General features: G+C 74.7%; 24 protein-coding genes. 14 read left to right on the forward strand and 10 right to left on the reverse strand.

Annotated elements, in window-relative coordinates; genetic code table 11:
• Nucleotides 1–59: 59 nt before the first annotated feature.
• Both CP980_RS06305 and CP980_RS06310 read right to left on the reverse strand, forming a co-directional pair.
• The gene (locus tag CP980_RS06305; RefSeq protein WP_150492940.1) at nt 60–2237 is read right to left on the reverse strand and encodes a phage holin family protein; all 2178 of its coding nucleotides are present in this window, start codon (nt 2235–2237) and stop codon (nt 60–62) included.
• Between the two features lie 162 nt (nt 2238–2399).
• Entirely contained in the window at nt 2400–2804 is a 405-nt protein-coding gene (locus CP980_RS06310; RefSeq protein WP_132759442.1) for a hypothetical protein, read from the reverse strand.
• Between the two features lie 127 nt (nt 2805–2931).
• On the opposite strand from CP980_RS06310, the gene CP980_RS06315 reads away from it, so the two are divergent.
• Together CP980_RS06315 and CP980_RS06320 are read left to right on the forward strand one after the other, a co-directional pair.
• Nucleotides 2932–3708 carry an MBL fold metallo-hydrolase gene (locus tag CP980_RS06315; RefSeq protein WP_150492942.1) on the forward strand — a complete coding sequence of 259 codons (777 nt, stop codon included), beginning with the start codon at nt 2932–2934 and terminating at the stop codon, nt 3706–3708.
• Nucleotides 3709–3764: 56 nt separating this feature from the next.
• Nucleotides 3765–4376, forward strand: a complete 612-nt coding sequence (locus CP980_RS06320; RefSeq protein WP_132759570.1) for a DedA family protein — start codon at nt 3765–3767, stop codon at nt 4374–4376.
• A 42-nt stretch (nt 4377–4418) separates the two neighbouring features.
• Here CP980_RS06320 and CP980_RS06325 read toward each other — a convergent pair whose 3' ends face one another.
• Entirely contained in the window at nt 4419–5009 is a 591-nt protein-coding gene (locus CP980_RS06325; protein ID WP_150492944.1) for a TetR/AcrR family transcriptional regulator, read from the reverse strand.
• A gap of 163 nt (nt 5010–5172) precedes the next feature.
• Here CP980_RS06325 and CP980_RS06330 point away from each other — a divergent pair, with 163 nt between their 5' ends.
• Entirely contained in the window at nt 5173–6153 is a 981-nt protein-coding gene (locus CP980_RS06330; protein WP_150492946.1) for an alpha/beta hydrolase family protein, read from the forward strand.
• Nucleotides 6154–6193: 40 nt separating this feature from the next.
• Nucleotides 6194–6526, forward strand: coding sequence for an NAD(P)-dependent oxidoreductase (locus tag CP980_RS06335; RefSeq protein WP_189998357.1), 333 nt, complete (start codon nt 6194–6196; stop codon nt 6524–6526).
• Between the two features lie 11 nt (nt 6527–6537).
• On the opposite strand, the gene CP980_RS06340 is transcribed toward CP980_RS06335, so the two are convergent.
• The 3 genes from CP980_RS06340 to CP980_RS06350 all read right to left on the reverse strand — a co-directional run bounded on the left by CP980_RS06340 (nt 6538) and on the right by CP980_RS06350 (nt 9627).
• A complete protein-coding gene (locus tag CP980_RS06340) occupies nt 6538–7638 on the reverse strand; it encodes an MBL fold metallo-hydrolase (RefSeq protein ID WP_132759437.1) in 1101 nt (366 codons plus the stop codon).
• A 44-nt stretch (nt 7639–7682) separates the two neighbouring features.
• Entirely contained in the window at nt 7683–8900 is a 1218-nt protein-coding gene (locus CP980_RS06345; protein WP_132759436.1) for an aminotransferase class I/II-fold pyridoxal phosphate-dependent enzyme, read from the reverse strand.
• Between the two features lie 154 nt (nt 8901–9054).
• On the reverse strand, nt 9055–9627 hold the full coding sequence (locus tag CP980_RS06350) for a TIGR03086 family metal-binding protein (RefSeq protein ID WP_132759435.1): 573 nt from the start codon (nt 9625–9627) through the stop codon (nt 9055–9057).
• A gap of 205 nt (nt 9628–9832) precedes the next feature.
• On the opposite strand from CP980_RS06350, the gene CP980_RS06355 reads away from it, so the two are divergent.
• The 5 genes from CP980_RS06355 to CP980_RS06375 all read left to right on the forward strand — a co-directional run bounded on the left by CP980_RS06355 (nt 9833) and on the right by CP980_RS06375 (nt 15753).
• Nucleotides 9833–10660 carry a methyltransferase domain-containing protein gene (locus CP980_RS06355; protein WP_150492948.1) on the forward strand — a complete coding sequence of 276 codons (828 nt, stop codon included), beginning with the start codon at nt 9833–9835 and terminating at the stop codon, nt 10658–10660.
• A 121-nt stretch (nt 10661–10781) separates the two neighbouring features.
• Nucleotides 10782–11225: an SRPBCC family protein gene (locus tag CP980_RS06360; protein WP_030155115.1), complete on the forward strand. Its 444-nt coding sequence runs from the start codon at nt 10782–10784 to the stop codon at nt 11223–11225.
• 295 nt (nt 11226–11520) lie between these two features.
• Nucleotides 11521–12354, forward strand: coding sequence for a M55 family metallopeptidase (locus tag CP980_RS06365; protein WP_150492950.1), 834 nt, complete (start codon nt 11521–11523; stop codon nt 12352–12354).
• A complete protein-coding gene (locus CP980_RS06370; protein ID WP_150492952.1) occupies nt 12347–13714 on the forward strand; it encodes a M20/M25/M40 family metallo-hydrolase in 1368 nt (455 codons plus the stop codon). Before CP980_RS06365 ends, CP980_RS06370 begins: the two co-directional genes overlap by 8 nt.
• A 41-nt stretch (nt 13715–13755) precedes the next feature.
• Nucleotides 13756–15753 carry a prolyl oligopeptidase family serine peptidase gene (locus tag CP980_RS06375; protein ID WP_150492954.1) on the forward strand — a complete coding sequence of 666 codons (1998 nt, stop codon included), beginning with the start codon at nt 13756–13758 and terminating at the stop codon, nt 15751–15753.
• Nucleotides 15754–15768: 15 nt separating this feature from the next.
• Here the strand turns inward: CP980_RS06375 and CP980_RS06380 are convergent, their stop codons facing one another.
• Together CP980_RS06380 and CP980_RS06385 are read right to left on the reverse strand one after the other, a co-directional pair.
• Complete coding sequence (locus CP980_RS06380) at nt 15769–17079, reverse strand: serine hydrolase domain-containing protein (protein ID WP_150492956.1); 1311 nt, start codon at nt 17077–17079, stop codon at nt 15769–15771.
• A 77-nt stretch (nt 17080–17156) separates the two neighbouring features.
• Complete coding sequence (locus tag CP980_RS06385) at nt 17157–17867, reverse strand: hypothetical protein (RefSeq protein ID WP_150492958.1); 711 nt, start codon at nt 17865–17867, stop codon at nt 17157–17159.
• Nucleotides 17868–17902: 35 nt separating this feature from the next.
• Here CP980_RS06385 and CP980_RS06390 point away from each other — a divergent pair, with 35 nt between their 5' ends.
• Together CP980_RS06390 and CP980_RS06395 are read left to right on the forward strand one after the other, a co-directional pair.
• Complete coding sequence (locus CP980_RS06390) at nt 17903–18466, forward strand: GNAT family N-acetyltransferase (protein WP_150492960.1); 564 nt, start codon at nt 17903–17905, stop codon at nt 18464–18466.
• Between the two features lie 89 nt (nt 18467–18555).
• Nucleotides 18556–20523, forward strand: coding sequence for a DUF5107 domain-containing protein (locus tag CP980_RS06395; protein WP_132759428.1), 1968 nt, complete (start codon nt 18556–18558; stop codon nt 20521–20523).
• A 43-nt stretch (nt 20524–20566) separates the two neighbouring features.
• Here the strand turns inward: CP980_RS06395 and CP980_RS06400 are convergent, their stop codons facing one another.
• Nucleotides 20567–21538, reverse strand: coding sequence for an SGNH/GDSL hydrolase family protein (locus CP980_RS06400; RefSeq protein ID WP_189998355.1), 972 nt, complete (start codon nt 21536–21538; stop codon nt 20567–20569).
• Nucleotides 21539–21889: 351 nt separating this feature from the next.
• Between CP980_RS06400 and CP980_RS06405 the strand changes: the two genes are divergently transcribed.
• The 3 genes from CP980_RS06405 (at nt 21890) to CP980_RS06415 (ending at nt 26114) form a co-directional block, all read left to right on the forward strand.
• Complete coding sequence (locus CP980_RS06405) at nt 21890–22930, forward strand: Rv2578c family radical SAM protein (RefSeq protein ID WP_132759427.1); 1041 nt, start codon at nt 21890–21892, stop codon at nt 22928–22930.
• Between the two features lie 112 nt (nt 22931–23042).
• Nucleotides 23043–24626: an alpha/beta hydrolase gene (locus tag CP980_RS06410; protein WP_150492962.1), complete on the forward strand. Its 1584-nt coding sequence runs from the start codon at nt 23043–23045 to the stop codon at nt 24624–24626.
• A gap of 108 nt (nt 24627–24734) precedes the next feature.
• Nucleotides 24735–26114, forward strand: a complete 1380-nt coding sequence (locus CP980_RS06415) for an acyltransferase family protein (protein WP_167535799.1) — start codon at nt 24735–24737, stop codon at nt 26112–26114.
• Here CP980_RS06415 and CP980_RS06420 read toward each other — a convergent pair.
• Entirely contained in the window at nt 26097–26552 is a 456-nt protein-coding gene (locus CP980_RS06420; protein ID WP_150492966.1) for a RidA family protein, read from the reverse strand. The two genes, CP980_RS06415 and CP980_RS06420, sit on opposite strands and share 18 nt — an antisense overlap.
• Nucleotides 26553–26580 lie beyond the last annotated feature (28 nt).

The following is a 26580-nucleotide window of genomic DNA, read 5'->3' on the forward strand; positions in this document are numbered from 1 at the left end:
ATGTCTCACATGCTGGGCAGGGTCAACACATGGTTGACCAGCGCGAAGGCGGCACAAAATCAGCGGATTTCGTCCCGTGCGGGCACCCCTGCGGAAGGAAGGCTTCCGCTCTTTCCGCCGCCGGGCCGGGGTTCCTCCACCGGCCGCCCCGCGGGCTCCACCGATACCCCGGCGGCCCCGTGTGCCCCGGCCGCCCCCTCCACCCCGTCCGCCGGCGGAGCCAGCGGCACTTGCGGGCCGTCCGCCTCCCGCAGCCAGCGCCGCAGCACCTCGTGCACCGCCTCCGCGCCCACCAGGTCCGGCTCCGGCTCCGACAGCTCCGTCGGCCACATCAGGAACGGACGCCCCTGCTCCCCGCCCAGGCCCCCGTGCGAGCCGATCTGCTCCTCGAACGCGTGCACCGCCCCGGTGCCCGGCTCGTACGCCGAGTTCACCATGACGTCGGCCACGTGCGGGAAGGCGTCGGTCCGCCGGACCGCCCGCGCCGCGCCCGGTCCGAACCGGGCCAGCAGCTCCTCCGCCGCGCCGGGCTCGTCGAGGCGCGCCACCCGCCCGCCCGGGCCCAGCACTTCCCCGTCCACCAGCAGGAACCCGATGCCCGGGTGGTTGGCCAGGGTCGCCAGCAGGGCCGGGTGCGCCCGCTCGATCCGCTCCCGCGAGGCCCGCCCCGGCAGGTCCGGGAAGGAGATCAGCCCGAGGTTGCCCGAGGCCAGCACCACCGGGTCCGGGCCCCGCCCGGGGTGGGCCCGAGCGCCCTCCTCCACCGGCCGGTGCAGGGCCGCGAGCACCGCCGCGCGGGCCTCGGCGCCGCTGGGCGTGCGGCCGGCCCGACGGGAGACCGGCAGGCCGCAGCCCGCGCGGACCAGGTCCTTCAGGGTCAGCCCGTACCGCCCCAGGAAGGTCTCCCCCGGGCTCTGGCCGTGGTCCGAGAGCAGCACGATCCGGTACTCCCGGGGTACGTGCTCCGCGACGCGGGCGAGCAGCGCGAGGCTCCTGTCGAGCCGGGCCAGCACCCGGTCGGTGTCCCGGCCGTGCGGCCCCGAATGGTGGGCGACCTCGTCGTAGGCGACCAGGTCCGCGTAGATCGCGGCGCGCCCCGCGAGCATGTCGCCGATCACCGCCGCGACGACGACGTCCCGTTCGACCACCGTGGCGAAGGCCCTGATCAGCGGGTACAGCCCGCCGCGGGCCACCCTCGGCCGCTCTCCCCGCAGCCGGGCCCGCAGCGACTGGCCGATCTCCCGGGCGACCTCGGCGACGAAGGACAGGGCGGTGCGGACGGCGTTCGCCGGGTCGCAGAAGTACGCGAAGTAGCCCGCGCGGGAACGGTTCGCCCGGCCCCGGCGCGCCGAGACCGACAGGACGAGGGCCAGCTGGTCGGCGCCGCCGCTGAACAGGTTGCCCCGGCTCGCCCCGTCGAGGGTGAGCAGTCCGCCGTCGCCGGTGCGCGCGATGGCCCGGCGCTGGAGTTCGGCGGCGCTGGTGGGCCGGTTGCAGACCACCACCTCGCCGGTGTCCTTCTCGTACCAGCGGAAGGCGGGCACGTCGAAGGTGGAACCGTGCAGGATGCCGAGCTGGCTGGCGCCGGTCTGGCTGGACCAGTCAGTGCGCCAGGCGGTGAGCCGGTGGCTGCCGTCCAGCAGGCCCGCCACCGTGGGCATCAGGCCGCTGCCCGCCGCCCGGCGCAGCGTCTCGTACCCGACGCCGTCGAGCTGGAGGAAGACCAGGCCGGGGGCGGCCTCACCGGGGCCGGGCGCGCCCTTGTGCCGGGTACGCCGCCGGCGGCGGTCGGCGAGCCGGTGGAGCCGGCGCCGGTACGCCTCGTCGTCGCGTACGGCCAGTGCGGTGGAGGTCGCGGAGGCGACGGCGGACATGACGGCGGCGACCACCACGGCGGTCTCGGGGGCCACTTCGCCGCGCCCGGAGGGGATCAGGCTGAGGGCGAGCAGCAGCAGCGAGCCGTTGAGGAAGAAGACGAGCAGGCCGAGCACCAGGGCGGGCACCAGCAGCAGTGCCCTGACCAGCACCGGCCACACCAGCGCGCTCAGCAGGCCGAAGGCCCCGGCGCCCCATGCGGCGGTCAGCCCGATCTCCGTGACGCTGTCCCCGTCGCCGGCCCGGAGCCGGAAGTCGGGGAGGATGCCGGCGAGGGCGAGCATCGTGAGGGTGGACACCGCCCAGACGAGGATCACCCGCACCAGGGCGCCGCCCAGGGTCCGCCACCGTCCTCGCCGCACGCCGTACCGCCTCGTGTCTCCCCCGGATCCGCGCCCCGCCCGCGGTCCCGGCCGCACTCTCCAGCGTCGCACAGGGAGGCGGCCCGGGCCGGGTGACCGGGGTGGCGCACGGAGGTGCGAACCGCGGCGGCCGGGAGCGCGGCCTCGCGCGCCCGTCGCGGGCTACGTACCGTCGTAGCCGGCGGTGGGCATGGACAGGCGGCGGTGCACCTCGGCCTTCATGGCGGAGGTGTACTGCGGCTCGGCGAGCCCGGCGGTCTCCAGCCGTACGCCGCGCCGCTCGCACTCGGCGGTGAACTCCTCCACGGAGCGCAGCGCGCGGGCCAGGACCCGGCGGTTGGGGGCGACGAACAGGTCGACCTGTCCGGCGTCCACGTCGCACCAGAGACCGCAGTGGTCGGCGCGCAGTCCGTAGAAGAGCAGCGCCCTCGTCACGACGTACCCCCGGTCGGCCGCCCAGCGGGCGCACATGGCGTGCTGGCTCCGGGTGTCGACGGCGAAGGGGTCGGTGTCCAGATCCTCGAGCGGGGCCAGGCTGGCGATAGCGGCCACGCGCAGCTCATCCATGCCGCCCGACCCTACTCCGATCCGCGGCCCGGGAGGAGGGGGCTGCGGACTTCGGTTCGACGCGCGTCGAGGGGGCAGGATCTACCCTTCAAGTGGCCGCGGGACGCACGAGCGACGGGGAGGCCGGGTGCCGGTGGAGATCACCTGGTGGGGCCATGCCACGTGCACGGTCGAGGACTCCGGGGTGCGGCTGCTGACGGACCCGCTTTTCGCGCGGCGGCTCGCGCATCTGCGGCGGCGGCGCGGGGCGCCGCCCCCGCCGGAGGCGGCCGAGGCCGACGTGGTGCTGGTGTCGCACCTGCACGCCGACCACCTGCACCTGCCCTCGCTGGCCCGGCTGGCGTCCGGGACCCGGCTGCTGGTGCCGCGCGGTGCGCGCCGGGCCGTACCGGGGCTCGCGCGGGTCGCGGCGGTGTGCGGGCTGCCCGTGACGGAGGTGGTCCCGGGCGAGGAGGTCGGCGTCCGGGCGGGCGTACGGGTCCGGGTGGTCAGCGCGCGGCACGACGGGCGGCGGCTGCCGTTCGGGCCGCGTCTGGCGCCGGCGCTCGGGTACGTGGTCCAGGGCTCGGCGCGGACGTACTTCGCCGGGGACACCGGGCTGTTCGAGGCGATGGCCGAGGAGGTCGGGCCGGTGGACGTGGCCCTGCTGCCGGTCGGCGGCTGGGGCCCGTACCTGGGGCCGGGGCATCTGGACCCGGCCGGTGCGGCGCGGGCGCTGGCGGAGCTGGCGCCGGCGGCGGCGGTGCCGGTGCACTACGGGACGTACTGGCCGATCGGGCTGGACGCGGTGCGGCCGCACGAATTCCACTCGCCGGGCGAGGAGTTCGTACGGCTGGCCCGGCAGCTGGCGCCGAAGGTGACGGTACGGGTGCCCGGGCACGGCGAGCGGGTGCGGCTGCCGTGACGTGGGAGGCGTACGGGTCGCACGGGCTCGGTGTGGCAGTGGGCGCGGCGGGTGCGGTGGGTGCGGTGGTGGGTCAGGTGCCGCCGGAGACGACCCGGCAGGCGGTGGGCTACCCGGCGCTGTTCGTACTGGTGGCGCTGGGGGCGCTGGTGCCGGTGATCCCGACGGGGGCGCTGGTGAGCACGGCGGCGGTGGTGGCGTTCCATCAGCGGTCGCTGCCGTTCGGGGTGTTGCTGGTGTGCGGTGTGGCGGCGGTGGCCGCGTTCGCGGGGGACATGGCGCTGTACTGGCTGGGGCAGCGCGGGGTGCGGTCGCGGGGCGGCTCGCGGTGGCTGGAGGCGCTGCGGGGGCGGGCGACGCCCGAGCGGCTGGACCAGGCGCAGCGCAAGCTGGACGAGCACGGGGTGCTGGTCCTCGTGGTTTCCCGGCTGGTCCCGGCGGGCCGGATCCCGGTCATGCTGGCCTGCCTGCTGGCCCGGCTCCCGCTGCGCCGCTTCGCCCGCGGGGACGCTCCGGCCTGCCTCGCCTGGGCGGCGACGTACGGGCTGATCGGCATCCTGGGCGGCTCCCTGTTCTCGGAGCCGTGGAAGGGCGTGGCGCTGGCGGTCGCCCTGACCCTACTGATCAGCGCGGCCCCGGCCCTCCACCGCCGACTGCGGGGCCGGTAGCCGCCGGCCCCCTCGGACCCCGGCGCCCTGGGGCCAGGGCGGTCAGCGCGGGTGGCGCAGGCCCGCGATCAGGACGTCGACCATGCGGCGTGCGTCGTAGCGGGAGTCGGTCTCGGCGCCGATGCAGAGGTTCCCGATGCCGCGCATGAGCTGGTACGCCGTGAGGTCGGAGCCGATCTCACCCGCCGCGACGGCGGCGTCGAGGAGCTCGGTGCAGACCGGCAGGAGCCGGTCGAGGAAGTAGGCGTGCAGCGCCTCGAAGCCGGCGTTGTCGGCCTGCATCGCGGCCGCGAGGCCGTGCTTGGTGACGAGGAAGTCGGCGAAGAGCCGGACCCACTGCCCGAGGGCGGCGTACGGGGTCGGTCCGGCCGCCAGCAGGGCCGGTCCGGCCTCGGCGCAGGCCTCGACCTGGTGGCGGTAGACGGCGATGACCAGGTCCGCCCGGGTGGGGAAGTGCCGGTAGATCGTGCCCATGCCGACGCCGGCCTCGGCCGCGATGTCCCGTACGGGCGCCTCGACGCCCGAGGTGACGAACACCGCAGCGGCCGCGTCCAGCAGGGTCTGCTGGTTGCGCCGGGCGTCCTTGCGCTTGGACGCGGCTGTGCCGCCCACGTTCAGGCCGCTGTCGCTCACGGCGGCACTCCTTCCCTCACCGGTCTTGCAAAGCGGAACGGCGCTCCGTATTGTTGGCGGAGCAGTGTTCCGGTTCGCCCATGATGGCAGACCGGCGTGGAGCCCACCAGGCCGCCGCCCCACCGGAGCACGTATGCGAGGACACCGAACGGAAGGCACTTCCATGTCCGCGATCTCCGCGATCTCCGCAATCACCGCAATCCCCGCACCGACCGTCCCGGACTCCCCCCGGTCCGCCCCCGCGCCCGCCACCGTGATCTCCGCCAAGCCGGTCGTCCTGCCGGCCCCGAGCGGCCGCGGCGAGGACCTCCAGGTCCGCGTCAGCGCCCCCGCCACCGGCGGCAACCTGCCCGTCATCGTCTTCTCGCACGGCTTCGGCTGGTCGATGAACGGCTACGCCCCGCTCGCGGACCACTGGGCCGCCCAGGGCTTCGTGGTGATCCAGCCCACCCACCTCGACTCCCGGACGCTCGGCATCCCGCACGAGGACCCCCGTACCCCGCGGATCTGGCGCATCCGCATCGAGGACCTCACGCTCGTGCTCGACGGGCTCGGCGTCCTGGAAGCCTCCGTGCCGGGCCTCGCCGGCCGCGTCGACCACGGCCGCATCGCCGTGGCCGGCCACTCCTGGGGGGCCCAGACGGCGAGCACGCTGCTCGGTGCCCGCGTCCTGGACGCGGACGGCGTTCCCGGCGAGGACCTGTCCGACCCCCGCGTCACGGCGGGCGTACTGCTCGCCCTGACCGGCCTGGGCGACAGCCTCACCCCCTTCGCCGCGGAGAACCTGCCCTTCCTGAGGCCGTACTTCGACACCATGACCGCACCGGCCCTCATCGTCGCCGGCGACCGGGACGACTCCGCGCTGTCCACCCGCGGACCGGACTGGTTCACCGACCCCTACACCCACAGCCCGGCCGGCAAAAGCCTGCTCACGCTGTTCGGGGCCGAGCACTCGCTCGGCGGCGTTCCGGGGACCGAGGTCGCCGAGACCACCGACGAGAGCCCCGCGCGCGTCGCCCTGATCCAGCGGCTGAGCACGGCCTACCTCCGCAGCGCCCTCTCGTCCGAGCACGACGGCTGGAAGGAGGCGGTCACCGCCCTGGAGAACGACCCGGACCCGCTCGGCAGCCTGCGGAGCAAGTAGCTCCGGCGCGCCGTCCGCCACGACCGGCACGTGGCCCGCCGTGCCCGGGACTGCCGTCGAGGCCACCCGGCAGGCGGTCGGCGGACTGCTGAACGTCGTACAGGCGGCCCAGGACTGGGGTGTCCGGCGTCTCGGCGTCGCCAGCACGATCGGCGTCTACTTCGCAGGAGCGGACGGCGGCGGACCGCACGCCGGCGGACCGCTGCGCGAGGACGCGGCTGTCGCCGACCGCGCCCGCCTCATGGAACCGGCCTTCGCCGGGGACGGGCTCGACCTGAACTACGTCAAGGACACCGGCTACCGGGCCGCGTACGGCACCGAGCGGGCCGCCGCCGACTGCGTCGCCTGGCTCCGCGCGGGCCACAGGAGGTGAACGCGCGCCCCTCAGAGCGCGCGCGAGCCGCCGATCGGGAGGTCCCAGAGGTCCTCGCGGGGCAGTCCGGCCCGGGCCCAGGCCGCGCGGACCCGGTGCAGCGGCTCCGTCACCGGCTCCGCCGACAGGACGAAGGTGCCCCAGTGCATCGGGGCCATCCGCCTGGCCCCCACGTCCCGGCAGGCCTGTACGGCCTCCTCCGGATCGGTGTGGACGTCCCGCAGCCACCACCTCGGCGCGTACGCCCCGATCGGCAGCAGCGCCAGGTCGATCCCCGGATGGCGCCGGCCGATCTCCCCGAACCAGTGCCCGTACCCGGTGTCCCCCGCGAAGTACGCCTTCCTCGGCGTCCCCGCCACCTGCGTCTCGCTCAGCACCCACCCGCCCCACAGCGTCCGGCACGTGTCGAGCAGGGACCGCTTCGACCAGTGGTGCGCCGGGACGAAGTCGAACCGTACGCCGCCCAGTTCGGCGCACTCCCACCAGTCGAGCTCGGTGACCCGGCTGAAGCCGCGGCGCCGGCACCAGCGGCCCAGCCCGGCCGGGACGAAGAGCGGGGTGCGCCGGGGCAGTCGCCTGAGGGTGGGGGCGTCGAGGTGGTCGTAGTGGTTGTGGCTGATCACCACCGCGTCCACCGGCGGCAGTTCCTCCCAGCGCACGCCGACCGGGGTGATCCGGGCCGGGGTGCCGAGGATGCGCCGCGACCAGACGGGGTCGGTCAGTACGGTCAGCCCGCCGATCCGCAGGACCCAGCTGGCGTGGCCGGCCCAGGTGGCGCAGAGCGTCCCGGGGCCGGCCGCGGGCAGCGGCGCGGGCTCGTACGGGAGGTCGGGGATGCCGCGCAGCCCGTCGGGGCCGGGCCGGAACGCGCCCTCGCGCGCGAGCCGGGCGAAGGCCCGCAGCCCGGGCAGCGGTGTGGTCAGCCGGTCGGCGAAGGACCGCGGCCAGGACCGCACCTCCCCCGGCGGCCGCGGCTCCGCGGGGGCGGGACCCGGACTGGGGGCGGGACCGGGACCGGGGCGGGCGGGGCCGACGGGCGCCGGGCGGACCGGGGCCGCGAGGTCGGGAACCGCGGGGCCGGGAGGTGCGGAGGTGTCCGTCCGGTTCCTCATCAAGAGCTCTCCGTTCACCGCACAGCGGGCTCGTTCCGGTCAGGTCAGGAGGTCAGTCCGGCCAGGACCGATCCGAGGAGGTCCAGGGAGCGACGTACGTGCGGGAGGCCGAGGGGGTCGGGCGCGCCGAGCGCGGCGAGCCGCTCCTGCGGGGTCGCGCCGAGCAGCGGGCCCGTCGAGAGGCGGACCCGCAGTGCGCCCAGCTCGTCGGCGAAGCGCTGCCCGCCCGGGGTGGGCGCGCCGAGCCGCCCGCCCAGGTAGTCCTCCAGTTCCATCGCGTCGCGGACCCCCTGCCGGGCCAGCCCGGCGCGCAGCGGGGTCAGGTCGGCGTACAGGTGGCGCCCGGCCTGCGGTGGCCGGGCGAGCGCGCCGACGGCCAGCAGCTCCCGGTGGGCCGCGGCGGCGACCGCCCCGTGCAGCGCCGCGGCGGCGTGGGCGCGCCCGGCGACGGCGTCGGGTTCGTCGAGCGCGTACGCGGCGGCCCCGGCGACCGGGCCCGCGACCATGGCCCCCGTCGCGGTGAGGATGTCGAGGGTGCGGGCCCGCAGCCAGGTGCCGCGCGGGGTGCCGGGGAAGCGGACCACGGCGGCCGGCCAGCCGGCGGGCAGCAGCGCTCCGGACAGGTCGATCAGTACGGCGGCCTGGTCGGGGAGCATCTCGGCCGGGCTCAGGACGAGGGTGTCGTGCGGGCGGTGGACGGTGTCGCGCCAGCTCTCGTCGCTGACGACGAACAGCCCGGCGTCCCCGGCGGCCTCGCAGGCCTCGCGCAGCATCTCGGGCGGGGGCACGGTGGCCGTGGGGTCGTCCGCCACCGACAGCAGCAGTACGCGCGGGTCGCCGCCCTCGGCCCGCACCCGCCGTACGGTCTCCAGCAGGGCGTACGGGTCCGGGATGCCGCCGCACGCGGCCGGGGTCGGCACGTGGTAGGCCCGCCGTCCCAGTAGCCGGACCTGCGGGGTCCACCATGCGGGACAAGGCCGGGGCAGCATCACATCGCCCCCGTACGCGCCGAGCAGCGCCAGCAGCAGGGCGGGCGCGCCGGGCCCGGCGGCCACGTTCTCCGGGGCGGTGGGCAGCCCGCGCCGCCCCCAGTGCCGGCAGGCGGCCTCGCGTACGGGTTCCCCGCCGCCCGGGGGTTCGGGCGCGGAGCGCTCGGCGGCCGCGGCGATCACGGCGGTGAGCTCGGGGAGCACGGGCAGGCCGGGCTGGGGCGCGGGCGGCCCGTAGCGGACCGGACCGCGGCCCTCCGCCGTGCGCTGCATCCCCGACACCTCGCCCTGCCTTCCCCGTTCCGTATCGGCACCGTCGGCCGACCACGCTCTCGGACATGCCCTTTATACGGCGGTTCGCAGGGGTGTGCCTGTTGTCGTCCACCCGTCGTCCGCCCGTCGTCCACCCGGGGAAGCGGCGCGGGGTTCAGCCCCGTCTGCCCACCAGGGCCAGCAGCCGGGTCTGGGCGTCGGCGCCCGCCGGCACCTCCAGCGGCGGGGCGAACAGCCCGCTGGCCGCGAGCCCGTCGGCGTACGGCATGACCTCCTTGAGGGCGAATTCGACGAGGCCGTCCGGGAGCCGGTCGTCGGCTCCGATGCCCCGTGAGAGGTCCCAGGCGTGGACGACGCAGTCGGCGGTCAGCTCGGCGCAGTACGCCCGCGCCAGCGCGGGCCCGTACGAGAGCCTGACCGTACGGGTCAGCGCCCCGGGCGCGGTGAACGCGGCGTGCGCGGCGCTCGCAGCACGCTCCCAGGCTCCGGCCGGGTCCTCGCCCAGGACGTCTCCTGCGAAGGCGTCACCGATGTCCTCGATGGTGCGTCCGTCGGTCACCATCGGCGGGATCCAGAGCTGCTCGCCGGTGACGTGGTTGACCAGGTCCCGGACGGTCCATTCGGTGCAGGGGGTCGGGGCGCCCCACTGGCCCTCCCCGACGGCGCGCACCCGCCCGCCGAAGAGCCGCAGGGCCTCGGCGTGCTGTTCGAGCAGCGCGTCCGGCATGGCTCTCACCGTCCTCCGCCAGGGGGCAGGATCTCTGGGGCCCACTGTCCTCGCCCCTCCCTCGCCCTGCCACCGGCCTGCCACCGACCTGCCGGGACTCCCTGCCCCACAAGGGTGCTGTCCACATGTCAAAACAGGTATCTCATCCATCGAACGGATCCCCTACGGTGATCGCAATGCTTCCACGACGAGGAGGAGTCGGCTCATGAGCGCCGAGGAGACGAAGGAAACCGCCGTCTACACGCACGGGCACCACGAATCCGTACTGCGTTCGCACCGCTGGCGCACCGCCGCGAACTCGGCGGCCTACCTGATCGGCGAGCTGCGGCCGGGGATGGCGGTCCTGGACGTCGGCTGCGGCCCCGGCACGATCACGGCGGACCTGGCCGAACTGGTCGCGCCGGGCGGCCGGGTGACCGCGGTCGACGCGGCAGCGGACGTCCTGGAGCAGGCCGCGCGGTACGCGCGGGAGCGCGGACTGGCCGAGGCGGTCACCTTCGCCACGGCGGACGTCCACGCGCTGGACTTCCCCGACGACTCCTTCGACGTAGTCCACGCCCACCAGGTGCTCCAGCACGTCGGCGATCCCGTACGGGCCCTGCGGGAGATGCGCCGGGTGTGCCGGCCGGGCGGGATCGTGGCCGCCCGCGACGCCGACTACGCGGCGATGACCTGGTACCCGGCCGAGCCGGGCCTGGACCGGTGGCTGGAGCTGTACCGCCGGGTGGCCCGCGCGAACGGCGGCGAACCGGACGCGGGGCGCCGCCTGCTGTCCTGGGCCCGGGCCGCCGGGTTCACGGACGTGGCCTCGTCGGCGACGGCCTGGTGCTACGCGACGGCGGAGGAGACCGCGTGGTGGTCCTCCCTGTGGGCGGACCGTACGACGGCCTCGTCGTACGCCTCCCTCGCGACGCGCGACGGCCACGCGACCGCGGCCGACCTGGCCGCCGTCGCCGGGGCCTGGCACCGCTGGTCCGCCGCCCCGGACGCCTGGTTCTCGGTCCTCAACGGCGAAATCCTGGCCCGGGCCTGACCCTGCCCGGCGTGGAGTCGCGGAGCGCACCGGGGAGGGCGCGGGCCCCCGGATTTGGGCCCGTGCCCCGGAGGTGGTTGGCTTGCCGCGACGAGCGGACACAACTGCTGGAGGAACAGCTATGGCGCAGGTCGAGGCCACCACGGAGCGGATCATCGCGGCTGACGCGGAGACCGTGTTCGACGCGCTGGCGGACTACACCGGGACCCGGGGGAAGCTGCTGCCCGAGCACTTCAGCGAGTACGAGGTGCGCGAGGGCGGCGACGGCGAGGGCACCCTCGTCCACTGGAAGCTCCAGGCCACCAGCAAGCGCGTGCGCGACTGCCTGCTGGAGGTCACCGAGCCCACCGACGGCCAGCTCGTGGAGAAGGACCGCAACTCCACCATGGTCACGACCTGGGTCGTCACCCCGGCCGGCGAGGGCAGGTCCAAGGCCGTGGTCACCACCGTCTGGAACGGCGCCGGCGGCATCGGCGGGTTCTTCGAGCGCACCTTCGCCCCCAAGGGCCTCGGCCGGATCTACGACACGCTGCTGGCCAACCTGGCCGCCGAAGTCGAGGGCTGAGCAAGGCCGTTGCCCGGCGGCGGCGCGGCAGCGGCGCGGCCTCCGTCACTGCCACCGGCGCCGGGCGGCTCACCGGATCGGGTGGAATTCCCCCGCCGATGTGAGCCCCCGGCCCGGGCGTGGCCCCGGCCCGGGCGTGGCCCCGGGCCGGAGCGGGCCCCGGGGGCTAGGCTGGACCCCTGCGCGCCACCGGCGTGACCGGCGTGGAATCCCGTGCGGGCACCGTCGTACGCGCCGCCCGCGTCGGCCGCCCCGCGCCGGCGCACCGCGCGCAGCCGACCGCCCGGGGGGCCCGATGAAGATCCTCGTCTCCGCCGACATGGAAGGCGCCACGGGCGTCACCTGGCCCGCCGACGTCCTGCCCGGGACCCCCCAGTGGGAGCGCTGCCGCTCCCTGTTCACCTCCGACGTGAACGCCGCCGTCCTCGGCTTCCTCGACGGCGGCGCCGACGAGGTCCTCATCAACGAGGCCCACTGGACCATGCGGAACCTGCTGCTCGAACAGCTCGACGAGCGGGCCCAGATGCTCACCGGCCGCCACAAGACCCTCTCCATGGTCGAGGGCGTCCAGCACGGGGACGTCGACGGCGTCGCGTTCGTCGGCTACCACACCGGCGCCGGCTCCGAGGGCGTCCTCGCCCACACCTACCTCGCCAACTCCATCACCGGGGTCTGGCTGAACGGGACCCGCGCGAGCGAGGGGCTGCTCAACGCCCACGTCGTCGCCGAGTACGGGGTGCCGGTCGTCCTCGTCACCGGCGACGACCTGACCTGCGTGGACGCCGACGGCTACGCCCCGGACGCGCTGAAGGTCGCCGTCAAGGACCACGTCTCGCGCTACGCCGCCGTCTGCCGCACCCCGGCCCGTACCGCCGCCGACATCCGGTCCGCCGCCCGGCGGGCCACGGCCCTCGCCGTACGCCGGGATCCCGTGCGCGGCGGCCCGTACACGGTGGAGCTGGAGTTCGACGCCGCGCACCTGGCGATGGCCGCCACCGTCGTCCCGGGCACCGAACGCTTCGGGGAACGCAAGGTCGCGTACACCAGCGAGACGATGTACGAGGGGATCCGCACCTTCAAGGCGGTCACGACGGTCGTCTCCGCAGCCGTGGAGGAGCAGTATGGCTGACATGCCCGCAGTCACGCAGGAGCCCCGGGCGGGCCGGGAGTCCCCCGTGGACCGGCTCGCGCTCGACGAAGCCGTCGATTTCACCTCCGGCCTGATCCGCATCGACACCACGAACCGGGGCGGCGGCGACTGCCGTGAGCGTCCCGCCGCCGAGTACGTCGCCGAGCGGCTCGCCGCCGCCGGCGCGGAGCCGGTCCTGCTGGAGCGCTCGCCGGGCCGCACGAACGTGGTGGCCCGGATCGAGGGCACCGACCCCGGAGCGCAGGCGCTCCTCGTCCACGGCCACCTCGACGTGGTGCCCGCCGAGGCCGCGGAGTGGAGCGTGGACCCCTTCTCCGGGGAGGTCCGCGACGGGGTGGTCTGGGGGCGCGGCGCCGTCGACATGAAGAACATGGACGCGATGGTGCTGGCCGTCGTACGGGCCTGGGCGCGGGCCGGTGTCAGACCCCGCCGGGACATCGTGATCGCCTACACCGCGGACGAGGAGGACAGCGCCGTCGACGGCTCGGGATTCCTCGCCGACCGGCACGCGCACCTCTTCGAGGGCTGTACGGAGGGCCTGAGCGAGTCCGGCGCCTTCACCGTGCACAACGGCCCCGGCCAGGCCCTCTACCCCATCGCCGCCGGCGAACGCGGCACCGCCTGGCTGAAGTTGACGGCCCAGGGCACCGCCGGACACGGCTCCAAGCCCAACCGGGCCAATGCCGTCAGCCGGCTCGCCGCCGCCGTGGCCCGGATCGGCGAGTACCGCTGGCCCGTCCGGCTCACCGGCACGGTCGCCGCCTGCATCACCCGGCTGGCGGCCCTCCAGGGGCTCACGGTGGACCCCGGCGCCCGCAGCTTCGACCTCGACGCGGTCCTCGGCAAGCTGGGCCCGGCCGGTCTCCTCGTCGAGGCGACGGTGCGCAACAGCGCCAACCCGACCATGCTCAGCGCCGGTTACAAGCTCAACGTCATCCCGGGCACGGCCACCGCGTACGTGGACGGCCGGATGCTGCCCGGCACCGAGGCCGAGTTCATCGCCACCCTCGACGAACTCACCGGCCCCGACGTCACCTGGGAGTTCCACCACCGCGAGGTGGCCCTCGAAGCCCCCGTGGACGGGCGGACGTTCGCGGTCCTGCGCGAGTCCGTCGAGCGCTTCGACCCCGAGGGGCACGTGGTGCCGTTCTGCATGGCGGGCGGCACCGACGCCAAGCAGTTCTCCCGGCTCGGGATCACCGGATACGGCTTCTCCCCGCTGAAACTGCCGCCCGGCTTCGACTACTGGTCCCTCTTCCACGGCGTGGACGAGCGGGTCCCCGTCGAAGCCCTGCACTTCGGCGTACGCGTCCTCGACCACGCCCTGCGCACCCTGTGATGGTGACCCCGTGATGGTGATTCTGTGATGGTGAGCCGGTGATGGCGGTGCCGACCGGGCCCTACGGCAGCTGGCCCTCGCCCATCGACGCGGCCGTCGCCGCCTCGCTCGACGGGCGGCCCGAGTACGTGGGCACCGTCGGCGCCGAGGTGTGGTGGACCGAGCCCCGCCCGGCCGAGGGCGGCCGCCGCACCCTGGTGCGCCGGCCCTCGGACGGCGGCCCCGAGTCCTCGGTGCTGCCGGCCCCGTGGAACGTCCGCAGCAGGGTCACCGAGTACGGCGGCCGCCCCTGGGCGGGTACCGAACGGCCTTCGGGCGGGCCCCTGTTGGTGTTCGTGCACTTCGCCGACCAGCGGATGTACGCGTACGAGCCCGACGCGCCCGGCGACGCCCGCACCCCGCGCCCCCTGACCCCGCTCTCCCCGGTCGGCGGCGGCCTGCGCTGGGCCGACCCCGTGCTGCGCGGCGGCGAAGTCTGGTGCGTGCTGGAGGAGTTCACCGGCCCGGCGCCGACCGACGTGCGCCGGGTGCTGGCCGCCGTACCCCTGGACGGCTCGGCCGCCGAGGACCGGTCCCTCGTCCTCGAACTCACCGATGACCGGCACCGGTTCACCACCGGACCCCGGCTCTCCCCCGACGGGCTGCGGGCGGCCTGGCTGGTGTGGGACCACCCCCGGATGCCGTGGGACGGCACCGAGGTACGGCTCGCCGAGGTCGGGCCCGACGGGACGCTGACCGGGGCCCGTACCGTCCTCGGCGGCCCCGAGGAGTCCGTCGCCCAGGTGGAGTGGACCTCGGCGGGGGCCCTGCTCGCCGTCAGCGACCGCAGCGGCTGGTGGAACCCGTACCGGGTGGACCCGGCGAGCGGCGAGGCCGTCAACCTGTGCCCGCGCGAGGAGGAGTTCGGCGGCCCCCTGTGGAAGCCGGGGCTGAGCTGGCTGGCCCCGCTGCCCGGCGGGCTCGTCGCCGTCCTGCACGGCCAGGGCTCCTCCGTGCTCGGCGTCCTCGACCCGGAGAGCGGGGACCTGGTGGACGCCGCCGGGCCGTGGACGGCCTGGCAGCCGACGCTCGCCGCGCACGGCAACCGCGTGTACGGGGTCGCGGCCAGCCCGCGCAGCGCCTACGAGGTGGTCGAGCTCGACGTCGAGTCGGGGCACGCCCGGGTGGTGGGCGCGGCCGGGGTGGACCCGGTGGACCCCTCGTACTACCCCGAACCCCAGAGCCGGACCTTCCTCGGCCCCGGCGGCCGGGAGATCCACGCCCACATCTACCCGCCGCACCACCCGGCGCGCCGGGCCCCCGCCGACGAACTGCCCCCGTACGTGGTGTGGGCGCACGGCGGCCCCACCGACCACGTGCCGCCCGTACTCGACCTGCACATCGCGTACTTCACCTCGCGCGGCATCGGCGTGGCCGAGGTGAACTACGGCGGCTCCAGCGGCTACGGGCGCGCCTACCGGGAGCGGCTGCGCGAACAGTGGGGCGTCGTGGACGTGGAGGACTGCGCGGCGGTCGCCCGGGCGCTGGCCGCCGAGGGCACCGCGGACCCGGCGCGGCTCGCCATCCGCGGCGGCAGCGCGGGCGGCTGGACGGCGGCGGCCTCGCTGGCCGCCACCGACCTGTACGCCTGCGCGGCGGTCATCTACCCCGTGCTGGACCTGCTGGGCTTCGCCGAGGAGACCCACGACCTGGAGTCGCACTACATCGACGGCCTGGCCGGCCCCCCGCAGACCCTCGCCGTGCGGTGCCGGGAGCGCTCGCCGCTGGCCCGCGCCGGGCGGATCACCGCCCCCTTCGTCCTGCTCCAGGGCCTGGAGGACCCGGTCTGCCCGCCGGCCCAGGCGGAGCGGTTCCTGGCCGCGCTGCGCGGGCGGCCGGTGCCGCACGCGTACGTCGCCTTCGAGGGCGAGGGGCACGGCTTCCGGCGGGCGGAGACCATGGTCCGCGCGCTGGAGGCGGAACTCTCGCTGTACTCCCAGGTGTTCGGCTTCGAACGGACGGACGTACCGCGGCTGGCGCTGGAGCCGGGCCCACCCTGATCCGAAAGACACCGCCTAGGCCGGGAGATCGAGCCCGGTGTAGATCTGGTTGAGCACGGTGGGCAGCAGGGCCTGGGCGGTGGTGCGGCCGTCCGGGGCCACGGTCAGGTTGGTCCAGATGACGAGCGTGACGTCGTTGGCCGGGTCGTGGCCCATGAAGGAGTTGAAGCCCGGGAGTTCACCGCCGTGGTAGTACAGCTCGATGTTCCGGCCGAGGTGCTGGTAGGCGATGCCGTAGCCGTACTTCTGGCCGTCGGGAGCCGCCGGGTTCTCCGCCTGCGGGCTGTGCAGCCACTGCCGCTGGGACGCCGGGTCCAGCACCGTGCCCCTCACCAGGGCGCGGATCCAGGTGGCCAGGTCGTCCGCGGTGGATACGGCCCCGCCCGCCGCGCCGGCGTAGGAGGGGTTCTGGCGCGTGTAGTCCAGGGGCTTCAGCTTCCCGGACTCCGCCGCCTCGCGGATGGCGGCGGGGTAGGGGTCGTCGGCCAGGGCGTAGACCGAGCCGCCGTACATGTAGCCGTGCGCGGCGGGCTCGGGCAGGGAGCGGTCGTCGGCGGCCGGCAGTGACGTCCCCTTCAGCCCGAGCGGGGTGAAGAGCCGGTCCCGCAACTGCTGGGCCAGGGGCCGGCCTCCGGCCTTCTCGGCGACCAGGCCCAGCAGGACGTAGTTGGTGTTGCTGTACTCGTAGGACGCTCCGGGGGCGAAGTTCGGCGGGTGCCGGAAGGCGATGTCCAGCATCTGCTGCGGGGTCCGGGCCTTGCCCGGGTCGGCGTCCAGTGCGGTCGCGAGTTCGGGTGCGCCGGTGTAGTTGTAGAGCCCGCTGCGCATCTTCAGCAGCTGGGCGAGGGTGATGTGGGCGCCACCCGGCACTCCGGGGACGTAGGCGGAGACCGGGTCGGTCAGCCGCAGCTTGCCCTCCTGGGCGAGGAGCATGATCAGCGCCGCCGTCATGGTCTTGGTGTTGGAGGCGATCCGGAAGTGGTCGCTCGTCCGCGGCGGCGTGGTGCTGCCCCGCTCGGACGTGCCGACGATCGCCCGGTACGTGCCCTGCGGGGTGCGGAGCAGCACCACGGCGCCGGGCACCGACAGCTTCTTCGCCGCGCGCTCGACGGTGGCCTGGAAGGCAGCCGGCTCGATCGGTTTCAGGGGCGGGGGGATCCGGGTGGGGGCGGGGGCGGTCATCGTCGCCGCGGGGACGGGGGCGGGCGAGGGGTCGGCGAGTGCCGGGGCGGCGGACGGAGCGAGCGGAAGGCCGGCGCCCGCGATCAGCAGGGCCGCACAAGGTGCCAGCAGGGCCGTGTTCCGGCGTGCTCGGGAGGTCCTCATGCACTCACCCCAACCCGATATGGGCAGAATCACCCAATTTTAGCAGCGCTGTCGGAGGCGGGCCGCGCCGGACCGTTTCAGGCGGTGTGCAGCCAGACCCGGAGGGGGCCCAGCGGGGCGAACCCGTGGCGAAGGGCCGTGTCCAGGTCCTCCCCGGACTCGTAGCCGACCACCGCGTGGCCGGGCCACAGACCCGCGACCGCCGCGAGGGCACCCGACCAGGCCTCGTCGCCGGGGGTGCCGTCCGCCGCGAAGACGTTGGAGAGGCCGACGACGGCGCCCGTACGGTGGGCGGCGGCCCCGGCCACGACGCGCCCGTCACCCGACCGCCCGGCGAGGAAGGCGATCTCCGGCGTGAGCAGGCCCGGGTGGAACGGGCCCGTACCCTCCCCGCCGCCGCTCCACGCCGCCTCCCAGACGGCCAGCTCGCCGGGGTCGGCGACACGGGTCCAGGCGAGGACGGACGCGGCCGGGGCGGGGGCGTGCGCCGGCCGGTGGATCCACTCGGCGCCGAACAGCACCTCGAAGCCGGCGGGAGCCAGGTCCAGGGCGGCGAAGCTGTCCTTGACCGAACAGCCCGGGGACCGCGTGTCCATGCCGGCCAGCAGGCCGCCCGCCGAGGCTTGCGGCGTCAGGGTCACGCCGTCCGGGTAGTACGGCGGGGTGCGGTGCGCGCTGGTCCAGGCGTCGGCGGTGAAGGTCCCGCCGCCGCTGACCGCCGCGCACCATTCGGCGTTGTTGCGTACCGCCGCGCGCAGCAGTTCCGGGGTGTCCGGTCCGGTGATCATGCCGGGGATCCTGCCACAGCTCATAGCCTGGGCGGATGTCCTTTTCCACGTACCTCCGCGAGGGGGAGCACGTCGGGCTGCGGCCCTTCCGGCTCGCCGACGGCCCCGAGTTCACCGCACGGGTGCACGAGAGCCGGCACCTGCACCACCCCTGGCTGAACCCGCCCGCGACGATCGAGGAGTACGAGGCGTACGCGACCCCGCTCATCGAGGCGGCCGGCCGGGTGGGCTTCCTGGTCTGCGAGCGCGGGACCGGGGCCATCGCGGGCTTCGTCAACGTCAACAACATCGTCTACGGGGCCTTCGACTGCGGGGCCCTCGGCTACGGCGCCTTCGCGCACTCCGCCGGGCGGGGCCTGTTCCGGGAGGCGCTGCGGCTCGTGGTGGCGCACGCCTTCACCCCCGGGGGCGGGGGCGGTGGCGGCCTGGGGCTGCACCGGCTGGAGGCCAACATCCAGCCGGGCAACGCGGCCTCCCTCGCGCTGGTCCGCGGGGCCGGGTTCCGGAAGGAGGGGTTCTCGCCGGACTTCCTCTTCGTCGACGGGGCCTGGCGGGACCACGAGCGCTGGGCGATCACCGCCGACATGCCCGTCGCGTAGCGCTCCGGCCAGGGCTTTGCGTAATCCTGACCGGTGGTGATCCGCGGAACCCCTGTGCACCGGCCGCCCCTGCGTGTTCCATTTCCTCCATGGCCACCACCGTCCGCCGCGCCGTACTGAACCTGCCCGCAGCCCCGTTGGGCCCCGAGAACCCTCTGCCCGTCCTGCGCGCACCCGCCGACGCGCACACCCTCGACGAGCGGTCGCGCGAGGGCCTGCCGCGCGACATGGCCCGGCAGATCGGGTACGAGCCGCTGCGCTCGCTGCTGCCCGTACGGCTGCGGGACGGATACCGACGGCGCCGGCAGGAGCGCGAGTTCGAGGCCGTCGTCCTGGAGAACGCGCACCTGCGGGTCACCGTGCTGCCCGGGCTCGGCGGCCGCGTCCACTCCCTCGTGCACGTGCCCACCGGCCGTGAACTCCTCTACCGCAACCCGGTGTTCCAGCCCGCCAACTTCGCCCTCAACGGCGCCTGGTTCTCGGGCGGCATCGAGTGGAACATCGGCGCCACCGGCCACACCACCCTCTCCTGCGCCCCGCTGCACGCCGCGCTCGTCCCGGCACCCGACGGGGGCGTGATGGTCCGGCTGTGGGAGTGGGAGCGCCTGCGCGACCTGCCCTTCCAGGTGGACCTGTGGCTGCCGGGGGACTCCGAGTTCCTCTACGTCGGCGTCCGCGTCCGCAATCCCCACGAGCGGCCCGCCCCCGTCTACTGGTGGTCCAACATCGCCGTCCCGGAGGACCCCGGCACCCGCGTCCTCGCCCCCGCCGACGAGGCCTGGCACTTCGGGTACGAGCGGTCGCTGCGCCGGATCCCCGTGCCGCGGTGGGAGGACCAGGACCGTACGTACCCGCTGCGCAGCGAGTACCCGGCCGACTTCTTCTACGAGGTCCCGGAGGGGACCCGGCCGTGGATCGCCTCGCTGGACGCCGGGGGGCGCGGGCTCGTCCAGACGTCCACGGCCCGGCTGCTCGGGCGCAAGCTGTTCGTCTGGGGCTCGGGGGAAGGCGGCCGGCGCTGGCAGGAGTGGCTGACCGAGCCCGGAACGGGGGGCTACGCCGAGATCCAGGCCGGGCTCGCGCGGACCCAGCTGGAGCACGTACGGCTGGAGGCCGGGGCGGAGTTCAGCTGGCTGGAGGCGTACGGACCGCTGGCCGCGGACCCGGGGCCGGTGCACGGCCCCGACTGGGCGGCCGCGCGCGGCGCCGCGGAGGCGGCCCTGGCCGCGGCCCTGCCCCCGGAGCGGGTCGAGGAGGCGTACGGGGCGTGGCGCGGGTGCGCCGACACGGAACCCGGGGAGCGGCTGGCGACGGGCTCGGGCTGGGGCGCGCTGGAGGTGCTGTGCGGCGGGTTCGAGCTGCCCGGCACCCCGTTCGAGGAAGCGGGGCTCGGCGAGGCCCAGGCGCCCTGGCTGGAGCTGTGGCGCACCGGGGTCTTCCCCGCGCCGCGCAGGGTGGCGCCGCCGGGGCCCAGCCTGGTCGCCCCGCACTGGCGGGACATGCTGGAGACGGCTCCGGCGGATCCGCTGACCGAGTACCACCTGGGCGTGGCCCAGTGGCACGCGGGCGACGTCGCGCAGGCGGTGCGCAGCTGGGAGCGGGGGCTGGCGCTGGCGCCCTCGCGGTGGCCGCTGCTGCGCTGCCTGGCGGTGGCGGACGCGCTGGCCGGGGACCCGGCGCGGGCGGCGCAGCGGTACGCCGAGGCCTTCGAGGACCTGGCCGAGGAGAGCCGGGGCGGGGAGCAGTGGACGGCCGCGGAGTCGGCGCTGGGGCGGGAGGCGATGACGACGCTGCTGGCGGCAGGCCGGCTGCCGGCGGCGCGGGCGGTGTGGGACCGGCTGCGGCCGGCGCTGCGCGAGGAGGGCCGCTTCCGGCTGCTGGCCGCGCGGCTGCTGGCGGCGGAGGGGCACGTGGGCGCGGCCCGCCGGGTGTTCGAGGACGGATTCGAACTCCCGGACCTCCGTGAGGGCGACGAGATCCTGTCGGAGGTCTGGTCCCGCATAACGCACCGGCCGCTCCCCGCGACGTACAACTTCCGCATGCGCCCGCCGACGTAGGCCCACGGCCCCAGGGGGGACCGTGGGCGGGGGGCGTCGTTCGTCAGCGCGGCTCGATGGCGTCCAGGATGGCCGCTGCGACGTGGTCGGCGGCGTTGCGGTGGCCCTGGGCGTTGGGGTGCACGACGGCCGGGCGGCCCTGGTGGTCGAGGACCCCCTCGACCCACTTGCCGGCGTCACAGACGCTGTGGTCGCGGGTGGAGTCGTAGAGGTCGACGTACGTGGTGGAGCCGTGTGCGGCGGCCGACTTCTCGATGGCCTTGTTGAGCGGTTCGAGGACGTCCCGGCGCAGCCAGTCCAGGTCGCCCCCGGTGATCGAGAGGAACTGCTGCGGGTTGTTGTAGCCGCACTTGGAGGTGGCCGCGGGGATGACCGTGGGGTAGCCGACGGCCAGGATCCTCGCGTGCGGGGCCCTTTGGTGGAGTGCGGCGAGCATCTCGCCGTACTCCTCGCCCACCTTGGCCAGCCGGGCGGGGATGCTCGCGGCCAGTTCCTCCTTGCACGGAGTGCCCACGCCGCCGCTGCCCGAGCCCAGGAGCAGGCACTGCGTCAGGATGTCGGCGAACCCGATGCTGTTGCCGCCCGCGCCGACGGTGATCACGTCGGTGCCGGGCCCGACCGCCTCGGACTGCGGCGGAACCGGGGGGAAGGGGTAGTCCGGGTCCTCGGAGAAGGGCGGCAGGTGCCGCCCGATCGGCTCCTGGGCCCTGAAGGTGACGTCCTGGATCGTGGCGGCGCCGCAGCTGACGTTGGTCAGCTCGATCAGCGAGCCCAAGTCCCGGTCGATGACCTGCGGGTACGACTGGTCGGTGCGCTCGCAGCCGTCGCGGGGGTACTCGAAGACGTCACCGGCGGCCGGGATGACCCCGGCGGTGTAGGAGTCGCCCAGGGCGACCCATTCGTAGGAGGCCGCGGCCGCGGGTTGCGCCCCGGCGAGTTGTACGGGGACCAGGGCTCCTGCGGTGAGAGCGGTGGCCGAACCGAGCAGGGCCAGACGAATGCGGAAGCTCGCCACGAATCCTCCAGAGATGGGGCGTTGTCAACGCTGTCAGCGCTACGACCATACGGAATCCGTCACTCCATGCACTAGATCGAATACGGACAGTCACGCGGCGAGGGGGTCCACGGGTCTCGCGCCGCGTTGGGCGCGCGTTCTGAACGGACATGTCCGTTTCGCTCGCCAAGATCTTCCGCCGGTGACGGATTCCGCGCGGCATGGGGGCCGTGAGGCGGGTGCGGTCGGCGCTCCCGAGACCCCAGCCGTCCCCTCCGCACGTACGGGTGTCCTGTTCGCGACCTTCCGCTCCCGCACGATCATGGGAACGTTTGTTCTATTCTCGGATCGAGAACACCGAGGGAGGCGCTCATGCGCTGGGACAATCTGACGGACGGCCCTGGGGCCCCGGAGCAGTCGGGGGCGCTCTTCGGGGCGGCCTCCGTCGTCACGCGGACCTTCGACACCCCCGAGTTCCGCGGGATCACCTTCCACGAGGTCCGCGCCCGCTCGGTCCTCAACCGGGTGCCCGGCGCCTCGCGCATGCCGTTCGAGTGGACGGTCAACCCGTACCGCGGGTGCAGCCACGCCTGCGTGTACTGCTTCGCCCGCAAGACGCACAGCTACCTCGACCTCGACACCGGCCTCGGATTCGACTCCCAGATCGTCGTCAAGACCAACGCCCCCGAGGTGCTGCGCCGCGAACTCGCCGCGCCCCGATGGGCGGGCGCGCACATCGCGATGGGCACCAACGTCGACTGCTACCAGCGCGCCGAGGGCCGCTACCGGCTGATGCCCGGGATCATCGAGGCCCTGTGCGACCGGGCCAACCCCTTCTCCATCCTCACCAAGGGAACGCTGATCCTGCGCGACCTCCCCCTCCTGCGGCGGGCCGCCGAGGTCACAGAGGTCGGCATCTGCGTCTCCGTCGGCTTCACGGACACCGACCTGTGGCGGACCGTCGAACCCGGGACGCCCTCCCCCGCCGCCCGGCTCGCCGCCGTACGGGCCCTCACCGGGGCCGGGATCGAGTGCGGGGTGCTGATGGCCCCGGTCATCCCCTTCCTCGGGGACTCCCCCGAGCAGCTGCGGGCCACCGTCCGGGCCGTCGCCGAGTCCGGGGCGACCTCCGTGACACCCCTGGTACTCCATCTGCGGCCGGGCGCCCGCGAGTGGTTCACGGCGTGGCTGGGGGCCCACCACCCCCACCTCCTCCCGCGGTACGAGCGCATGTACGCGGGCGGCTCGTACGCACCCACCTGGTACCAGCGGCAGATCACGCGGCAAGTCCACCAGCTCGCCGCCGAATTCGGCATCGGACCCTCCCGGCGGGGCGCGGCCCGCAGGATCCCCGACGCCGGACGCACGGCCGGGCCCGCGCCCGCCGAACCCGTCCAGCTCAGCCTCTTGTGACCTCGTACGGCCCCTGAAGGCTCATCACATCGGGCCAATCAGTGGCCCAATACCGCCTTCCGGGCGTGGTTTCCGGGACGATTCCGCCCAGAACCCTCGGCTGGGAGGCCCCATGCTCCACCCCGCGAAGAAGCGCGGCCCGCTGACGAAGCGCGCCGCCGCCCTGCTGTCCGTCGCCACCGCGACCGTGGCCGCCGTCGTCACGAGCCCGGCGGGCGCCGCGCCGACGGCCGCCGCGCCCGCCGCCGCCCTGCGCTGGACCGGCTGTGCGACCCCGCGGTACCCGACGCTGCAGTGCGCCTCCCTCAAGGTCCCGCTCGACCACGACCAGCCGGGCGGCCGGCAGATCTCCCTGGCCCTGACCCGGGTCCCGCACACGGCCGCCACCTCGCAGGGCCCGCTGCTCGTCAACCCAGGCGGACCGGGCGGCAGCGGCCGCGCCCTGGCCGGGTTCGTCGCCTCCGCCCTGCCGAAGGACGTGGCCGCCCAGTACGACGTGATCGGCTTCGACCCGCGCGGCGTCGGCAAGAGCGAGCCCACCCTCGACTGCGGGCCGGGGCACTTCACCCCCGTGCGCCCGGACTCCGTACCGCTGGACGCGCAGACCGAGCAGGCCAACCTGGACCGGGTGAAGTCCTTCGCCGATGCCTGCCAGGCCAAGCACGCGGACGTGCTCCCGTACATCGGCACCGTCTCGGCCGCCCGCGACATCGAGACGCTGCGCGGGGCGCTCGGCGCGGCGAAGGTCAGCTACTTCGGCTACTCGTACGGGACCTACCTGGGCGCGGTGTACGCCAAGCTCCACCCGGACCGGGTGCACCGCCTCGTCCTGGACTCGGTGGTCGACCCGGGCGGGGTCTGGTACGAGGACAACCTCGCGCAGGACCGGGCCTTCGACGCCCGGCACAAGTCCTTCCTGGCCTGGGTCGCCCAGTACGACGAGAAGTACGGTCTGGGCACCGACCCGGCGGGGGTCGAGGAGCGCTGGTACGCGATGCGGGACGCCCTGCGCGGGACCCCGGCGGGCGGGAAGGTGGGCCCGGCCGAGCTGGAGGACACCTACATGCCGGGCGGCTACTACAACGGCTACTGGCCGGTCCTCGCCGAGGCGTTCTCGGCGTACGAGGTGGCCAAGGACCCGAAGCCGCTGGTGGCGGCCTACGAGCGGTTCGGGGCGGTGGAGCCGTCCGCGGGCAACAGCTACAGCGTGTACACGGCCGTGCAGTGCCGGGACTCGGCCTGGCCGAAGGACTGGAACCAGTGGCGCGCCGACATGTGGCGCACCCACGCGAAGGCCCCGTTCATGACCTGGAACAACGCCTGGTACAACGCCCCCTGCGCGTTCTGGAAGACGGAGCCGCTGGCCGCGCCGGACGTGAGCAACGCCTCCCTCCCGCCGGCCCTGCTGCTCCAGGCGACGGAGGACGCGGCGACGCCGTTCGAGGGGGCGCTGAGCATGAAGGGGAAGCTGAAGGGCTCGGCGCTGGTGGTCGAGGAGGGCGGCGGCAACCACGGGGTCGCCCTCAGCGGCAACAAGTGCCTGGACGAGAAGGTGGCGGCGTACCTGCGCAGCGGCCAGGCCTCGGACGCGACCTGCCCGGCCCAGGCGGCCCCGAAGCCGACCCCGGCCACCCGAGCGGTCCCGCCCACGGCGGGCGGCACGGCCCTCCACGGCCTCCTGGGCTTCCGCGGGTAGAGGTCGAATCGCGGCAGTCGGTACCGGTTCGCGGTGTTCCGCCCGTCCCGTCCCCGGAGCTTCCGTGAAGGGGGAGGGAACGGGCGGACATGGGTTAGGGTCCCTGCGGTGAAGACGCTGATATTCCCGCTCGCCCGGCGCGGGGCCGCCACGGCCCCAAGCCCCGCCGCAGGCGCTCGACTCGGCTGGCTGGACGCGCTGCGCGGCATCGCCGCCCTGGTCGTGGTCCTGCACCACTTCGACGTGTTGCGAATGCTGCCCTTCGGCGGGATGGTCTGGCGCAACTTCGACCTCGGCCTGTTCGGGGTCATGCTGTTCTTCATCGTCAGCGGCTACATCATCCCGGCCTCGCTGGAGCGCCGCGGCGACGTCCGGGGCTTCTGGATCGGCCGGCTCTTCCGGATCTACCCGGCCGTCATCGTCGCCTTCGTCGCCGCGATGATGATGCTCCCGGCCGGGGACGGTTCGGTCGCGCTGCTGCGCACGGGCGACGACCTCGCCTCGCTCGTCGCGAACGGCCTGATGCTCCAGGACATGCTGGGCGTCATCAACGGCATGAACGTCACCTGGACCCTCTCCTACGAGATGGTCTTCTACTTCTTCGTCACCGCCCTGTTCACCCGGGGCCTGCACCGGCCCAGCGCCCCGATCGCCGTCGGCTTCGCCGGCGCCGCGCTGGCGATCGGCACCGCCCTGGCCCCGCAGATCCTGCTGACGCAGCTCGGCTCGGTCCGCCTGCTCCTGCTGATCGCCACCCCGATCGTGCTCCTGGGCTTCTGGGGTGTGCTCAGCGGCAACCGCAGGGCCACCGCGGCGGGTGCTCTGCTGCTCGGCGCACTGGGTCTGGTCCTCGCCACGCTCAACAGCCGGGCCGTCGCGTTCGAGACTTTGATGATCTTCGCGACGATGTTCGCCGGCACCGTCGTGTACCGGGCGCAGCACGGCACGGTCCGCCGGGTTCCGGCGCTGCTCGCCTGCGGGTCCGTGGTCCTCGCCGGCGTGCTCGTCGGATGGCTCTACAACCGGAACGGGGTCCAGGACAGCACCTGGACCTCCGGCTGGAAGGCCTGGTCGCTCTCGTACCTCGCGGCCTGGATCCTGTTCGGCGTCTTCTTCCTGCTGCGGGGGCGGCGCTTCCCGAGGCCGCTGACCTGGCTCGGCGCGATCAGCTTCTCGATGTACCTGCTGCACTTCCCGCTGCTGCGCACGATCGGTCCGCCGCTGGGAGTCCCGCCGATGCCCGAGTCGACGCTCGGGAAGATCGCCTGGACTGCGATCTTCCTGACGGTGCTGATGGCCGCGAGCCACCTGATGTACCGCCTGGTCGAGCTGCCGGCGCAGCGCCTGGGCAAGCGCGTCCAGCAGGCGGCGAACCGCCGCCGCCCGGCCGCCGCGCCCGAGGGGGTCCCGCCCCGGCCTGCGGAGGGCCGGGGCCGGGAGACCGCCGCCCGGACGCCGGACGAGGCGGCTTCAGCTTCCCGCGGCTGACCGGTCCGGCAGGACGGCGAAGGCCTCCACCTCCAGCAGGAGCTCCGGACGGACCAGAGCGGCTACCTGGACGGCCGAGGACGCCGGCAGCCGATCGGCGGGGATGACGGCGTCACGCGCCTCCCGGACGGCAGGGAGGTGGGCCATGTCCGTGACGAAGTACGTCAGCTTCACCACGTCGTCGAAGGTCGCCCCGGCCGCTGCCAGGCAGCGCCGGAGGTTCTCGAACACCTGACGGGCCTGCGCGGCGGCGTCGCCCGGGCCGACGACCCGGCCCCGTTCGTCGAAGGCGCACTGGCCGGAGACCGCGACGAACTGCCCGGTGCCCCGGACGACGTGGCTGTAGCCCGTACCGGGATGGACGCCGTCCGGCGCGGATATGCGCGCGACGTGGTGGTGGTCGCGGTGGTCTTCGGGCCTGCTCGTGGGATCGCTCATGCGGTCGATCATCTCAGCGGGCTCGGCG

The organism is Streptomyces vinaceus, from assembly GCF_008704935.1.
GTDB lineage: Bacteria > Actinomycetota > Actinomycetes > Streptomycetales > Streptomycetaceae > Streptomyces > Streptomyces vinaceus.